We start from the raw sequence: 14,299 nt of genomic DNA, 5'->3' as shown, positions 1-14,299 counted from the left end.
AGGAGCGATCTTGTGGCAAAGCGACCGAAGGACATTGACGTTTGGGTTCTGGCTGGGCAGTCGAACATGCAGGGCTGCGGATGGCTCGACGGGTGCGAGCAGCCCGACGAGCGCGTCTGGAACTTCACCAGCGCGGGCAAGTGGGAAGTGGCGGCCGAGCCGCTGCACCGCTTCTGGGAAAGCTTCACGCCGGTACACTACGAGATGATCCGCCCGTGGGTGGCGCCGCACCAGAAGAAGATGACCAATAAGCAACTCGCCGAAGAGGAAGACCGCAATCGCAAGAGCGGCGCGGGGCTGGGCATGTCTTTCGGCAAGGCGATGGCCGATGCGCTGGGCAGGCCTATCGGGCTGATCGCCTGCGCCCACGGCGGCACGAGCCTGGACCAGTGGAGCCCGGCGCTGAAGAACAAGGGCGGGCACAGCCTCTACGGCGCGATGCTGCAGCGCATCGCCAAGGCTGGCGGAAACCTGCGCGGGATTCTGTGGTATCAAGGCTGCTCCGACGCGACCTCGGCAGACCAGGCCCGCACATACGCGGATCGGTTCGATGCATGGATCGCGGCGGTCCGCAAGGATCTGAAGATGCCCCGCCTGCCGGTGGTGGCGGTGCAGATCGGGCGCGTCCTGGAGAGCCCCGGCCGCGAGGGCAACTGGCATAGCTGGGACCTGGTGCGCGAGGCGCTGGGCACCCTGCCGCGACGCGTACCGCACACGGCGGTCACCACGTCGGTCGATCTTTCGATGGCCGACATCATCCACATCGACACGCCGGGACTGATCCGCCTGGGTAAACGCATGGCGCGGCTGGCGCTGAAGCTGACGGAACTGCCCAATATCGCCGGCGGTCCAGTCGTCAAGCGTATCGAGCCGATGGTCACGGCCGTCGGAGGGCGCAATGCCCTGCGTTTGCGATTTGACGGCGTCAGCGGCGGCTGGAGCGTCAGGCACAATATCCCGGGCTTTGTGGTGCGGTTCCCGCGGCCTGAGCTTCGCAACCCGGTGATCGTGGTCGAGGCCGCCGCGCACGACGATGACAGCATTTCGCTGCTGCTCAGCCGCGAACCTGAGAGCGACGTACAGGTGGCGTACGGCCTGGGCATTCAGCCGGTCTGCACGCTGACCGACAAGGCGGATATGCCGCTGTGCTCGTTCCTTGCCAAGGCCGCGGCCAAAACTCGCAAGAAATAGTTTTGTGGGCGTGGGCGTCTCTCCCATGCAGAGAAGAAGGGCACGGGCCGATGGGTGCCACGCACAACTCCGTTGTGCGTGTCCCTGACTGTTCAGGGACGGGGAGCATGAGCGGGACGCCCATGCCACACAGAAAGAGCACGGGCGGGACGCCCGTGCCACACAACAGGATTTTGCGCACGGTGTTGTAGGGCGGGGATATCTGCTTTACAATCCGCCAACCGTTCGATGGATACGGCGTACTAATGAATCGAAACGGGCTGTAATGGGTCAGAAAAGTCACCGGACCGGCCAACGCACCGGTCCACAAACAGAAGGGAGACCTCATCAATGAGCCTCCTGGTACCGAAACGAGTGTTCTTCACTAAAGGCACGGGCAAACATCGCAACAAGCTGCAGAGCTTCGAGCTGGCGCTTCGCGACGCGGGGATCGCCGAGTGCAACCTGGTGCGAGTCTCGAGCATCCTGCCGCCGCGATGCCAGATCATCACCAAGGCCAAGGGCGTCTCCCAACTGGTGCCCGGACAGGTGGCCTTTGTGGTGCTGTCCGAGGAATCGACCAATGAGCCCTCGCGCCTGATCGGCGCCGGCGTCGGGCTGGCCCAACCGGCCAACCGCGACCACTACGGCTACATCAGCGAACACCATTGCGCGGGCATGCGCAAGAAAGAAATGGCCGACCTCGTCGAGGATATGGCTGCGACCATGCTGGCCACCACGCTGGGCATCGAGTTCGACCCGGAAACCGGATACGACAAACGCCGCGAAATCTACAAGATGTCGGGCAAGATCGTGCGTTCGCAGTACAGTGTCGAGACGGCAGAGGGCGGCGAAGACCGTCTCTGGACGACGGTGCTGGCCGCGGCGGTATTCATCCTGTAGGCAGAAAGGGCTCACGCTCATGGCGTCACGCAAGAAGAGTTCGTCCAAGCCCCAGGCCGAGGCGCCGGTGGAGGGTCTGACGTCCTCGCAGCACAAGGCCAAAAAGAAGATCCTCGCCAAGCCCATCGAGCAGGTGCAGGTGGGCAAGGGGATGCGTGCGGCAGACCTGGTCGAGTCGATGAGCGGCATGTCGATCCAGGCCCGCAACATCGGGCGCTGCGCCGAAGTGCTCAAGGGCATGTATGAAGACAAGGCCCGCCCGACGGTGCTGCTGGGCCTGGCCGGTCCGCTGATCGCCGCGGGGCTGCGGCGCGTGATCCGCGACCTGGTCGTCGGCGGATATGTCGACGTGGTCGTCTCGACCGGGGCGATTCTGTACCAGGACATCTACCAGGCCCGGGGCTTCCGTCACTACAAGGGCACGCCGGCGGCTGACGACGTCGAGCTGCGGTCGCTGCTGATCGATCGCATCTACGACACTTATGTAGACGAAGAAAAATTCTGGGAGACCGACAAGTGGTGCGGCCGCGTCAGCGACGAGCTGCCCGCGGGCGAGTATTCCAGCCGCGCGTACCTGGACTTCCTGGGCTCCAAGCTCGACGACGAAGAGTCGATCGTCTACCAGTGCCACAAGCTGGGCGTGCCGATCTTCTGCCCGGCGATCAACGATTCGTCCATCGGCATCGGCCTGACCGACGCGTACTATCGCGCCAAGCAGGGCAAGCGCCAGCCCTTCTCGATCAACTCGATCCGCGACAATTACGAGCTGGTGCAGATCGTGGTGCAGAGTAAGAAGACCGCGGCGATCTATGTCGCCGGCGGCGTGCCGAAGAACTACATCAATGACTCGATCGTGATGGGCTACATCTTCGGCCTCGACCGCGGTCACGATTATGCCCTGCAGGTGACGACGGCCGTGACGGCCGATGGCGGCCTGTCCAGCTCGACGCTGGGCGAGGCGCAGTCGTGGGGCAAGATCGCCGGGCGTGCGAACTTCGCGATGGCCTGGGTCGAGCCCAGCGTCTCGCTGCCGCTGCTGGCGGCGTACGCGTTCGACCGCTTCCCCGCGCCCGCGCGGCCGCGCCTCAAGTACACTTGGGACGGCGACACGCTGGCCTCGCTGAAGACGAAATAATATGGAGTGCGGCAGCCTTAGCTGCCGCTTTGGGTAGTTTCTCACAGTCGAACACCCGCCAAAGCGGTGGCTAAGGGCCGCCGCACTCCAGAGTTCGGCCCTCCTTTCTTTATTGTCCTGCGACGGTCGGCTGTGGAACGGGCGCCGGCGAAGCCGTCGCCAAAGTCGATTGGTTCCACCGCGTGATCAGCGGCGCCACATATGAGGCGATGAACTTTCCGTTGCAGCACGAGAAGTGATCGCCGTAGTTGCCCGCCGCTGCCATCTCGCCGGTCCAGGGAACCTGGACGAGCTTGTCGCCGTCGCCGCGCGAATCGAAGCCTACCTTGCCGGCGCCGGCGGTGTTGACGCGGTCCATGGTGCCGACCATGCTGACGGCCCCGCCCAGAACGCCGTCGCCGGGCGAGTAGAAGTTCACGATGCCGCTACGAGTGGCTTGCAGGGCCGTCGACAGGTCGTACCCCGGCGACAGCGACGAACCGAGCATCACAATGCCGCCCAGCGCGATCTGCTCGGCGGCGAGGCACTCGGCCGCCCAGGCGGCAATGGCTGTTCCGCCGCTGTGGCCGATCAAGTACACCTGGCCGTTGGGGTATTCCTTGTGATATCGGGCGATGCGCCGGGCCAGGTCGGCCGCACGGGCGCGGTTGGCGTCCATCGCCGTCTGGTTGAACAGCGGTCCCAACGGGCTGGTCCAGTCCCAGATCTCCACCGCCGCCGGGACGTTTTGCTCTTTGAGAGCGTCGGCGATGGCGAGATTCCGAAACCCGCCGCCGTCGATCCCGGGCAGAACAATCACCAGTCCTTCGTCGAGATGCTGGCGGCTGACGATCAGCCCTTCACCGTCGCACCCGCCGGCGATCAGCAGCCCGCAGGCGATCGTGAACAACCCGACATGCCGCAACGTGACACGCAACATTGTCCAACCTCCGAATATGCCCGACTCCGGAGGGACCATAAGATTGCGCAGGCGGCAAAGTGCATGCAAACATCACAAATTCTTCATCTTGCCTCAGGATGCTTGCACTTTGTCTTTCCGTCTGTGTCATCGTAGGGCGATTGATCTTGCCCTGCATGACTCGGCGGCTAAAATGGCCGAAATTGCGAGAAAAACATGAGCAAACGAAAACGCCCCAACTTCCTGGACCTGCCCGCCAAATACAGCAACCCCGCTTCCGCCCGCTATGGCGTCCTGCCCGTGCCGTACGAGGGCACGGTTTCCTACGGCACGGGGACGGCCGAGGGCCCCGCGGCCATCATCGACGCCTCGGCGGCGGTGGAGCTCTTTGACGAGGAGCTCAAGGCCGAGTTTTTCCACGCCGGTGTGGCGACGTATCCGCCGGTGGCGCCCCGCCGCACGCCGGCAGCCCAGATGAAGGCTGTGTACGCCGCCGCCGCGGCGATCGTGGGCGAGGGCAAGTTCCTGCTGGGCCTGGGCGGCGAGCACAGCGTCACGGCGCCGATGGTCCAAGCCGTGATCGAGAAGCACGGCCCTGTCAGCGTGCTGCAGATCGACGCCCACGCGGACTTGCGCGACAGCTACGAGGGCAGCAAGCACTCGCACGCGTCGGTCATGCGCCGCGTGATGGAGATGACGCCGCGCATCTGCCAGGTGGGCATTCGAAGCCTCAGCCGCGAGGAGTTCGAGCAGTGCCCCGCCGAGGCGGCCAACTTCATCACGCCGGCGATCATCCATTCCGATCCGCGCTGGATCGAGCGGGCCTTGGCGCTGCTGGGTCCCAAGGTGTACGTCACCATCGACATCGACGGGCTGGACCCGGCGTTTGCCCCCGGCACCGGTACGCCCGAGCCGGGCGGATTGAACTGGTTCCAGATCACCGCGCTGCTGCGAGAGGTTTGCACGCACCGCCAGGTGCTGGCGGCGGACGTCGTCGAGGTAGCGCCGCTGGAGGGCAATCCCGTTACCGAGTTCGTGGCGGCACGGCTGGCGTACAAGCTGATCGCCTACACCAGCCTTCATGGTCACTGAAGTGATCCGGCCGATGGTTTGAGTGCGGCGAGAATCTTGTCGCTGGCTTTGGGAATCGCCAGGCGGCGGATGTCTTGCGGGCGCAGCCAGCGGATTTTGTCGCATGCGATCGCGCGGGGCTTGCCCGAGACGTGCTTGCAGTGGAAGGCTTCGATCGTCACGCGGAAATGCGAGTACGCGTGGCGGACCAGCGCGGCACGTTCGCCAACCTTCACGTTAATGCCGATCTCTTCTGCGATCTCGCGCTTGGCCGCTTCGGCCGCGGATTCGCCGCGATTGATCTTGCCGCCGGGGAACTCCCACAGACCGCCCAGCAGGGCGTCGGCCTTGCGCTTGGCCATAAGGATGCGGCCGGCATTTGCCGCCTTGCCGTGAATAACCCCGACGGCGACGCGATAGTGGGGGACGGGCGTCTTCTTCACCGCTTTGGGCAGTTCGTTCTGCTGCTTGTGCAGCCGGGCCTGGCAGTGGAGCGTGACGGGGCAGCGGGCGCATCTCGGGCTGCGGGGCGTGCAGATCGTCGCGCCCAGGTCCATCAACGCCTGGTTGAAATTGCCCGCTTGGCCGCTCGGGAGCAAGTCTGCCGCCAAGGCCCATAATTGCTGCTGCGTTTTGCCGTCGCGCGGGTTGGCCTGGACGCGAAAGAGCCGGCACAGCACCCGGCGGATGTTGCCGTCGAGTGCGGCGGCGTCCTGGCCGAAGGCGATGCTGGCGATGGCGGCTGCGGTGTATCGCCCGACGCCGGGCAGGGCGGCCAGACCCTCAGCGGTCATTGGCAGATGCCCGCCGTGGTCGTGCAGGATGACGCCGGCGGCCTTATGCAGATTTCGCGCGCGGGCGTAATAGCCCAGGTGTTCCCAGCATTTCAAAACGTCGTCGATGTCCGCGGCGGCCAGGGCTTTGAGCGTCGGGAACGCCCGCAGGAACCGGCGGTAGTAGGGGATGACGGTGTCGACCTGCGTCTGCTGGAGCATGATCTCGCTGACCCAGATGCGGTACGGGTCGCGCGTGGCGCGCCAGGGCAGGTCGCGAGCCGCGGCGGCATACCAGGCCAGGATCCGCCGGCGCAGAGTCGTGACGGGCGGGGACATGGCGGGTGAGGGACGCCCGCCATGGCACCGGGGGATCGTCAGGGGGTTCTTAGCCACGGGGCTCTTTCCAGCAGATCACAGTGGTGTCGTGGGGCAGGTAGTCGCGTACGATCGTCGTGCGGCAGGGCAGGGCGTCGAGGATCGGCTGCACGTCGTCGAGGTTGTAGTAGTGGCAGTAATCCACGCGATGGGTGGCGCGGTCGTCGAGGAAGTTGAACACGGCGGCCTCGTGGGCGAGTTCCACCAACCGCCTGGCCGCGTGGGCCAGGAAGGCGAGGTTGTCGCCGAGGGTCAGGTTGAACGTGCCCGAGGCGAACGTCACGTCGTAACCGGCGGGGGCATTTCCTGGATCGTCGAACACGTCGGCCACGCGGAAATCGGCCTTGCCGGCGAACCGCTCGCGAGCGGCTTCGATCACCTTGGCGCTGAGGTCGACGCCGGCGTACCGCACGTCGAGGCCGCGCGCCTGCAGCAGGGCGTACAGGTCGCCGACGCCGCAGCCGACGTCGAGCAGGCTCTTGCCCGCCAGCGGCACGTGAGCAATCAGCACGTCAAATCGCGCATGCTGCGATCGGGCATCGGCCCAGTCGGCCACCTCAAACCCTTCGCGCCCGTCCTTCACGCGAGGATCGTAGTGTGAGAGGATGCGTTTTTTCTTTTCAGCACCGTTCATTATCCTGAGGCCTCGCCCTGCGGAGGATCGTCGTCATTCTCCAGCGATATCTCCGCCTGTTCCAGGAGGCTATTGTAGAACTCGATTCCGCCCAATGCGACAGCCCAGGGCAGCATCGCGCCGCGCGAGTCATAGTAACCCACATCGCGCACCTGCCAGTCCACGGCGATCTGCTCGACCAGGGCGATCAGCACCTTGTCCTGGAGCTCCTTCATGGTCTTCCACAACGGGCGAAGCTCCTCGGGCGGCGCGCCGCGAGCGGCCAACTCGCGCCGGCGACGCTCGATGTCTTCGATCTCGCGGCCGATCTCGGGCATCGCTTCGGCCGTCCATGCCTGGCGCCCTTGCGGGGTCTTGAACGATTCCAGTCGCCGCCGCGCCTCATCGGCCAGCGGGCCGTATCCCTGGGCGAACTGGCGGCAGGAAATCTCATCCTCGCCAAAGGCCGCCGCCATGTGGGGCGGCAGGTGAAGGGGCTGATTCAGACCGCCGATGCGGTCGAGCAGTCGCAGTCGCACGCGCATCACCGGCGCCAGCGGCCGATCGTAGAGCCCGTCGGCCCGCAACTTTCGCATGAGCAGGTGGGCGGCGGGCATATAGAGCGATCCTTGGTGGGGCAGGGCCAGCGGCCCGCCGCCTTCGCCGGCGCGGACCTGGCAGACCAGCACCGCCGCCTTGCCCGCAAGCGCCTGCACGCCCATCTCGCACAGGGACTCCAGCGGCAGGCGGCCGCCGGCGGCAAGGGGGCAGCGTTTGTCGCCGACGAGCAGTTGACCGTCCTGCAGATGCATGTTGACGCGCACCTGGCGATGGTCGTGTTCGAGGCAGGCGAACAGCGGCAGTTCCCCCTCCGAAACGCGCAGGGCATGCAGACCCACCTGCGACTCGTGAACGGCGCGATTGTAGATATCGGCCGCACGCTCGTACGAGGTCGTGAACAGCTCCAGCAGCTCGCGCCCGTGCAGGTTGTGGCCGCAGGCGAACAGCGACGATGTGACGCCGACGTCAGCGACGCCGTCGAGTTTTTCCTCCAGCCAGAGCCGATACAGATCGGTCAATGTTCCGCCGCTGCAGCGATGTTCGAGATCGTTGACGAGTGCGTCCTCATCGTCGAACCACTGATCGATCCGGCAGCGACAGGGGCGGGCGGGAAAGGTCTGGTGCATGTCGCGGCGGGCCTGGTCCATGAGCTGGTGGAGGAAGTCGCGAGTTTCGGCCAGGCCCAGGTCGCCGATGACGCGGTGGTATTGCCCGCGCGGGTCGACATAGCTGGGACCGATGAGCTGCCATGCCCCGCCGGGCGAGTGGCGGTTGTAGAGGTCGTCGACGGTGCAATGGAGCCTGCGGGCCAAGGCGGCCGTCGTCATGCCCGTGTACGGCTCCCATGCCTGCACGTCCACGCTCAGCGGGGCCAGGAAGGGCTGATAGAACATCGCCGCCCCCCAGTCGGCGCCGCCGCCGCGATAGTATCGCTCGCGGGCCAGGAACAGCCGCCCGCTTCCGGCGTGGGCGCCCAGGGCGGCAAAGGCCACGTCGATGTCCTCGACGAAATGGCGGGCCTTCATGCCGTGGCGCGACAGCGCCTGCAGCTTGGGAATCACGTCCCAGAGGCTGTGGCAGTTCTGGTCGATGCTGAAGGGGATCATGTTTCCTGGAGGTTAGTGGCGGAGCTTGCTCCGCGCGGTTGTTGACCGACCGGAGGCGACGCGCGGGGCAAGCCCCGCCGCTAACTTTTCCTTATGTTCCGATCGCCCGCGCCACCAGCGCCGGATCGGTTCGGCCGCGATACAGTTGGCGCACAACCGTGTCTACGCAGAGGTCGACGACTGAACCGGCGTCATTGAAGGTGCTGTACACCCGCAGCACGTCGCCGCCGCGGCTTTGGACGAGCACCGGCTGCTCGCCGCGGCGGATGGGACCGTCCCATCCGAAGCGCTTCACGGCCATGATCGCCGCGGCCGCGGCGCCGGTCCCGCAGGCGAGGGTCTCGCCCTCGACGCCGAATTCCCAGGTCCGCAAGGCCAGGCGCCCGGGCTCGAGGACCTGGACGAAATTGGCGTTGATGCCGCGCGGACCGAAGTCCGGGTGGCGCCGCAGCAGCGGACCCAGATGGGGCATGTCCACGAGGTCGACATCGTCGACGTAGGTGATCGCGTGGGGCACGCCGGTGACGGCCACGTCGCATGCGATGTTCGTTTCGCCCACCTTCACCGACACGTCGGAGGCTGTATGATCGGGCAGCGGAATGCACACGCGGATGTACGGGTCGTCGACGGCCTTGCCCAGCACGACCCCGGCCGACGTCAGCACCGAAACCTCCGGTCCCTCCGCCCAGCCGTTTTCCAGGGTGCAGCGGATGAAGCATCCTGTGCCGTTTCCGCACAGTTCCGACTGCGATCCGTCAGGCTCGAAGAACAGCGCCCCGATCTTGGCGACCCCACCCACAGCCGGCTGGATGGCGATCACCAGCCCATCGGCGCCGACGCCGAACCCGCGGCTGCACATCTCCCGTGCGAACCGCTCGGCGCGCGGGCAGTCGCGGATAACGCCATCGAGCCAACCGGTGCGGTTGTCGATACAGATAAAGTCGTTGCCGCTGCCGGAAAGTTTGAAAAAGTCAAATCGGGCGTTCATGACCATCACTATAGGCGCACCGGGCGCTTTCAAGGCAGCAAAAAAAACGGGTCCGTCGGCGATTATGCCAAGGACCCGTCTTCCCACTGCGGCCGAGAGGAGTCGAACCTCCATGACCATAAGGCCACAGGCACCTGAAGCCTGCGCGTCTGCCAATTCCGCCACGGCCGCGGGAGAGCATAGAGTAATGATAGCCGCCGAAAAGTCAACGCTTCATTACCCGAAATATTGTACCGCGCCGCTTTGGCAACGGCGGCAAAAACTTACCAGATCCAAGCCATCCGCTAGATCTGCACCTTGAACCGCTCGCCGGACTTAATGTCCAGGGCGAAGGCCGCCAGCAGATTGGCCACGTTGAGCAGGTCGGGCAGGTGGACCAGTTCGACGGTGGTATGCATGTAGCGGTTGGGGATGCCGACGATCGCCGAGGGGATCCCGCCCTGCTTGTTGAAGATCGCCATCGCGTCGGTCCCGCCGGTGGTCGAGAACGTCTCGATCTGCAGGTTGATCTTGTGAGTCCTGGCGATCTTGCGCAACCGCGACACCAGCACCGGGTGGTTCTCGCGCCCCAGGCTCACCGTGGGCCCGCCGCCGAGCTTCACCTCGCCGTGCTGCTTGACGTCGATGCCCGGCGTGTCCGTGGCGTGCGTGACGTCGATGGCGATGGCGACGTGCGGATTGATGTTGAAAGCCGTCATCGCCGCCCCGAAACAGCCGACCTCTTCCTGAACGCTGCTGGTGGCGTAGAGGGCGCACTTGAGGCTGCCCTTGTGCGCGCTGGCGATGCGCAGGGCCTCGATGCTTGCCCAGCACCCCACGCGGTTATCGAGCCCGCGGGCGATGCACAGGTCCTTGCTGATCATCTCGAAGTCGTCGATGAAGGTGATCGGGTCGCCCACGGACACGCGCGCCTTGGCGGTCTTGCCGTCCTTGGCCCCGATGTCGATGAACAGCTCGTGCATCTTGGGAACCTTGGGTTCCTTGTCGCGTTCCTGCAGGTGGATGGCCGTGGCGCCGATGACGCCGCGGACGATCCCTTTCTCGGTATGGATATTCACGCGTTTGCTGCGCAGCACGCCGGTGTCGAACCCGCCGATGCGCTGGAAGTAGATGAAACCCTTGTCGTCGATGTGCTTGATCATAAGGCCCAGTTCGTCGGCGTGACCGTCGATCATGACTTTCGGGTCGCCGTCGCCGTTCAGCACCGCCACTGCATTGCCGTAGCTGTCGGTGATCACCTCGTCGGCGAAGCCCCTGGCGTAGTCGCACCAGATCTTCTGGATGGCCGACTCGAAGCCGCTGGGCGAGGGCGTGGTCAAAAGCTGCTTAAGAAACTCCAGTGATTCCTTCCGCATGGTCGATTCCTTTAGTGATGTTAACGTAGTATATAGGGTTAACAAGGGTAGTCGTGTCGCGGCGGCCACGCAAGGGCGTGTCTGCAGGCGGCTTTATCATTGGACGCGGCGGCCACCCGGCTCGTAAGGCGCCTGGCACTCGATGAAATTCGGAATCCGGACCAAGATGATCGCTCTGCTGGCGACGGTGGTGCTCGTGCCGCTGCTGGTGTCGCTGTTGACGATCATCATCGGAGGCTCGCGACTGCAGACGCAGGTCCTGGGGCGATCCATGCAGGGATCGGCCGGCCTGGCGGCGGGTGAACTGCGGTTGTCGCTTCGCAAGAACGTCGAGCTGCTCGTGGCCATTTTCGAACATGATTCTGGCGTAAACGATGCCCTCGCACGCGGTCCGAAACGCCGCGACGAGGAACTGGCCCAACTGGACAACCGCTGGCCGCGCCTTGCCGAAGATAATCCGGCGATGAAGAAAGTCCTGGCGCATCCTGCCGCCAAGACGGCGGGCGAAATCATCGACGCCGACCCCAGCATCGTCGAAATTATTCTGACGGACCGGCACGGGCAGTTGGTGGCCGCCACCGGCAAGACGACGGACTTTTATCAGGGCGACGAAACCTGGTGGCGCGAAACCTTCAATTCCGGGAACGGGCAGGTATTTTTCAGCGACGCTGCACCGGACGTGCTGGCGCGAATCGGCGGCGTGACCATCTCCGTGCCGATCCGCTCGGGGCAGAAGGTGGTGGGGGTGGCGAGAATGGTCATCGACGTGAACCGCTGGCTCAACCAGATCGCCCGCGCAGAGCCGACCGAGGCCATGATGCTCCTGGTGCGCAACGAGGGCGGACGCGGTGTGATTACGGCCGCCACTGCCGCCCCGCGACCCAGCCCGGAAGTTCTTCAGTGGGATGCGGTGCTTTCCGGCGCCAAGTCGGGCGGCTGGCGCGTCAACGACAATGGGCTGCTGCAGGCGTATGAGCCTGTCGAACCGCTGGTCAGCGTGGGGCAGGATAAGGTCCTCATGCCCCGCTGGATGTTGGTGGCGCAGGTGCCGCTGTCGCAGGCTCTGGGCGGCATGAGCCGCCTGACCGTCGCGCTGGCGGCCTTGGGGACGCTGGTCATCGTGGCGCTGTTTCTGGTGGGGTATCTGCTGGCGGACCGAAGCATCGTGCGGCGCATCCGGCACCTGGAAGCCGCCACACGTCGCGTGGCCGAGGGCGATCTGACGTACCGCGTGGCGTCCGAGCCGGGCGGGCGGCGGCTGCTGGGGCCCGACGAGATCAACGACCTGGTGGATGATTTCAACCGGATGGTGCAGCACGTGCAAGAGTCGCACCAGGCCCTTCGCGAAGCCAACGAGATGAAGACCAACTTCATCCGAATCGCCGGGCACGAGCTGCGAACGCCCGTGAGCTACATGATCGGGCTGGACCGCCTGCTGCAGGACAGCAACGACCCGCAGCGCATCAAGGAGGCCCTGCACGCCATCGCCAACCGCGCGCGGCGGCTCAACGAGACGATCCGCTCGATCTTCAAGATCATGCCCGGCCAGCGCTACAGCGAGGGCGTACACTACAGCGACGTCGACGTGCGCGACCTGATCGAGCAGGCCCGCGCCGAAAGCCAGCCCTTCATCGAGCAGCGCGGCCAGACCCTGGAGATCAAGGTCGGCGACGACGTGTCGGTCGTTCAGGCCGACCGGGACAAGCTGCACGATGTGCTCGAAAACCTCGTGATGAACGCCATCAAGTTCACGCCCGACGGCGGGGCGGTGCGCGTCTCGGCGGGGATGCAACTGGGCGGGTATCTCTCGATCAAGGTGACCGACCAGGGCCCCGGCATCGCCGAGGCGGACCTGCCGCACATCTTTGACAGCTTCTTCAGCACCGGCGACGTGATGAAACATTCCTCCGGACAGTCCGGCTACCAGAAACGCGGCATGGGCCTGGGCCTGACGATCGTGAAATATTTCGTCGAGCTCCACGGCGGCGACGTGCATGTGACCACCGGCCCCCAGGGCAGCACCTTCACCGTGACGATTCCCCTCGAGCGCCCCGCCAGTTCACTGCGGCCGACGACTCCCGCGTGACTTCGTCACGCGGGAAATCCAAAATGCGAAAATCGAAATTCGAAACAAGGGGCGAAAGAAACAAAGAAACAGAAAAGCCCCGTCTTCGCGTCCCCGGGCTCTGAAGAAACAACCGACGACGAGGACGACGACGAGGACGAAAGAAACGCTTCCCGTCCCCGTCCTTGCTTTAATCCTCTTAATCCCCTAAATCCGCGTACTCCCGCACTCCCCGTCCCCGTCCCCGTCGGTCGGCGAGATCACTTCTCCGTGCTGCGGTCGATGAGATTGCGAAGGGTTTGAACGACTTCGTCGGGGTCGAAGGGTTTGGCGAAGTAGGCGTCGGCGCCGGCTTCGAGGCCTTGGCGGCGGCAGTCTTCGCTGTCCAGGGCCGTCACCATCACGATTGGCAGCCTGACGCCCTGTCGCAGGCGCAGGCGTTTGCAGGTTTCGAAGCCGTCCATTTCCGGCAGCATGACGTCGAGCAGGACGGCGTCGGTGGGGCAGCGGGCGCTGACCTCCAGGGCCTGGATGCCCGTGTAGGCAGCCACCGCGTCGAGGCCGTACAACCCCAGCAACTCGCGCTGGAGCTGGTTCATCTCCTCGTCGTCCTCGACAACCATTACAACCGGACGGTCAACCATGGGCTGGTCTTCTCCGATCAAGCCTGAAAAGCTGGCATCGCCAGCTAACATTGATTAGTATAACCACTGGAATTACGCAAGGGTACCCTCAAAAGCCGCTGGTTCAATAGTTTTATGCCCGAAAGCACAGACAACGAGGCCGCCGCGCCCGCCCCGCAACTTCCGCCGCCGGCCGTGATCCGCCGCGCCGTGGACATCTACCTGACCCACGCGTACAACGGCAGCGCGCCGGCGGCAGTGGCGGACCTCGTCCCGCCGGCGGAGTTCGACCCGCCGCAGTGGCTCTCGCGAAGCGTTGTCGAGCCGGTGCCCGTCAACGCGCCGCTGGAACAGGTGCGATCCTTCGCCCTGCGACTGGGCAACAGCCAGTACCCGCACATGAAGCTGCGCATCTCCCGCACGCCCAACGAGGGCGGGTATCTGTTCAGCGTCGATTGCCACGACGCCTTCCTCAGGGCTCCGCAGGGTTCGCCCGATTACGAAGCCCTGGAGAGTCTCAAGCGCCACAATGCCGCTCTGGCCTCGGCGATCACCGCCGAGTGGGATAGCGCCGGCCTGCCCACGGAACGGAATTATCTTCGCCGCAAAATTCGTGAAGTCCGCCAGCGGGAGGAGTAGCGCTGCCGCCCGCGCGGGCCT

Annotated in this window: 13 protein-coding genes and 1 tRNA gene; 6 read left to right on the top strand and 8 right to left on the bottom strand. The window is 65.0% G+C overall.

The window, feature by feature from the left end:
• Nucleotides 1-12: 12 nt before the first annotated feature.
• From ABFD92_10305 to ABFD92_10295, 3 genes are all read left to right on the top strand, one after another.
• The gene (locus tag ABFD92_10305) at nucleotides 13-1,191 is read left to right on the top strand and encodes a sialate O-acetylesterase (protein MEN6504921.1); all 1,179 of its coding nucleotides are present in this window, start codon (nucleotides 13-15) and stop codon (nucleotides 1,189-1,191) included.
• 330 nt (nucleotides 1,192-1,521) lie between these two features.
• Nucleotides 1,522-2,073: an arginine decarboxylase, pyruvoyl-dependent gene (locus ABFD92_10300; GenBank protein ID MEN6504920.1), complete on the top strand. Its 552-nt coding sequence runs from the start codon at nucleotides 1,522-1,524 to the stop codon at nucleotides 2,071-2,073.
• A 19-nt stretch (nucleotides 2,074-2,092) separates the two neighbouring features.
• Nucleotides 2,093-3,208: a deoxyhypusine synthase family protein gene (locus tag ABFD92_10295; protein ID MEN6504919.1), complete on the top strand. Its 1,116-nt coding sequence runs from the start codon at nucleotides 2,093-2,095 to the stop codon at nucleotides 3,206-3,208.
• Nucleotides 3,209-3,317: 109 nt separating this feature from the next.
• On the opposite strand, the gene ABFD92_10290 is transcribed toward ABFD92_10295, so the two are convergent.
• A complete protein-coding gene (locus ABFD92_10290) occupies nucleotides 3,318-4,127 on the bottom strand; it encodes an alpha/beta fold hydrolase (GenBank protein MEN6504918.1) in 810 nt (269 codons plus the stop codon).
• A gap of 195 nt (nucleotides 4,128-4,322) precedes the next feature.
• Between ABFD92_10290 and speB the strand changes: the two genes are divergently transcribed.
• The gene (gene speB, locus ABFD92_10285) at nucleotides 4,323-5,198 is read left to right on the top strand and encodes an agmatinase (protein ID MEN6504917.1); all 876 of its coding nucleotides are present in this window, start codon (nucleotides 4,323-4,325) and stop codon (nucleotides 5,196-5,198) included.
• Here the strand turns inward: speB and mutY are convergent.
• From mutY to ABFD92_10255, 6 genes are all read right to left on the bottom strand, one after another.
• Complete coding sequence (mutY, locus tag ABFD92_10280; protein MEN6504916.1) at nucleotides 5,192-6,346, bottom strand: A/G-specific adenine glycosylase; 1,155 nt, start codon at nucleotides 6,344-6,346, stop codon at nucleotides 5,192-5,194. The two genes, speB and mutY, sit on opposite strands and share 7 nt — an antisense overlap.
• Nucleotides 6,339-6,962, bottom strand: coding sequence for a class I SAM-dependent methyltransferase (locus ABFD92_10275; protein ID MEN6504915.1), 624 nt, complete (start codon nucleotides 6,960-6,962; stop codon nucleotides 6,339-6,341). Before ABFD92_10275 ends, mutY begins: the two co-directional genes overlap by 8 nt.
• Nucleotides 6,962-8,608, bottom strand: a complete 1,647-nt coding sequence (locus ABFD92_10270) for a hypothetical protein (GenBank protein ID MEN6504914.1) — start codon at nucleotides 8,606-8,608, stop codon at nucleotides 6,962-6,964. The genes ABFD92_10275 and ABFD92_10270 overlap by 1 nt, the downstream gene beginning before the upstream one ends.
• Nucleotides 8,609-8,699: 91 nt before the next feature.
• Nucleotides 8,700-9,596, bottom strand: a complete 897-nt coding sequence (dapF, locus tag ABFD92_10265; protein ID MEN6504913.1) for a diaminopimelate epimerase — start codon at nucleotides 9,594-9,596, stop codon at nucleotides 8,700-8,702.
• A gap of 87 nt (nucleotides 9,597-9,683) precedes the next feature.
• Nucleotides 9,684-9,767 (bottom strand) — tRNA-Leu (locus tag ABFD92_10260).
• Between the two features lie 113 nt (nucleotides 9,768-9,880).
• Nucleotides 9,881-10,951, bottom strand: coding sequence for a M42 family metallopeptidase (locus tag ABFD92_10255; GenBank protein ID MEN6504912.1), 1,071 nt, complete (start codon nucleotides 10,949-10,951; stop codon nucleotides 9,881-9,883).
• 142 nt (nucleotides 10,952-11,093) lie between these two features.
• Between ABFD92_10255 and ABFD92_10250 the strand changes: the two genes are divergently transcribed.
• Nucleotides 11,094-13,037, top strand: coding sequence for an ATP-binding protein (locus ABFD92_10250; protein ID MEN6504911.1), 1,944 nt, complete (start codon nucleotides 11,094-11,096; stop codon nucleotides 13,035-13,037).
• A gap of 239 nt (nucleotides 13,038-13,276) precedes the next feature.
• Here the strand turns inward: ABFD92_10250 and ABFD92_10245 are convergent, their stop codons facing one another.
• Nucleotides 13,277-13,660 carry a response regulator gene (locus ABFD92_10245; protein ID MEN6504910.1) on the bottom strand — a complete coding sequence of 128 codons (384 nt, stop codon included), beginning with the start codon at nucleotides 13,658-13,660 and terminating at the stop codon, nucleotides 13,277-13,279.
• Between the two features lie 114 nt (nucleotides 13,661-13,774).
• On the opposite strand from ABFD92_10245, the gene ABFD92_10240 reads away from it, so the two are divergent.
• Nucleotides 13,775-14,278: a hypothetical protein gene (locus tag ABFD92_10240; GenBank protein MEN6504909.1), complete on the top strand. Its 504-nt coding sequence runs from the start codon at nucleotides 13,775-13,777 to the stop codon at nucleotides 14,276-14,278.
• Nucleotides 14,279-14,299: the final 21 nt, after the last annotated feature.

The organism is Planctomycetaceae bacterium (assembly GCA_039680605.1).
In the GTDB taxonomy this organism is placed as follows: domain Bacteria; phylum Planctomycetota; class Phycisphaerae; order SM23-33; family SM23-33; genus JAJFUU01.
Note: the sequence above shows the minus strand (reverse complement) of the source record. Positions and strands in the feature narration are given on the sequence as shown.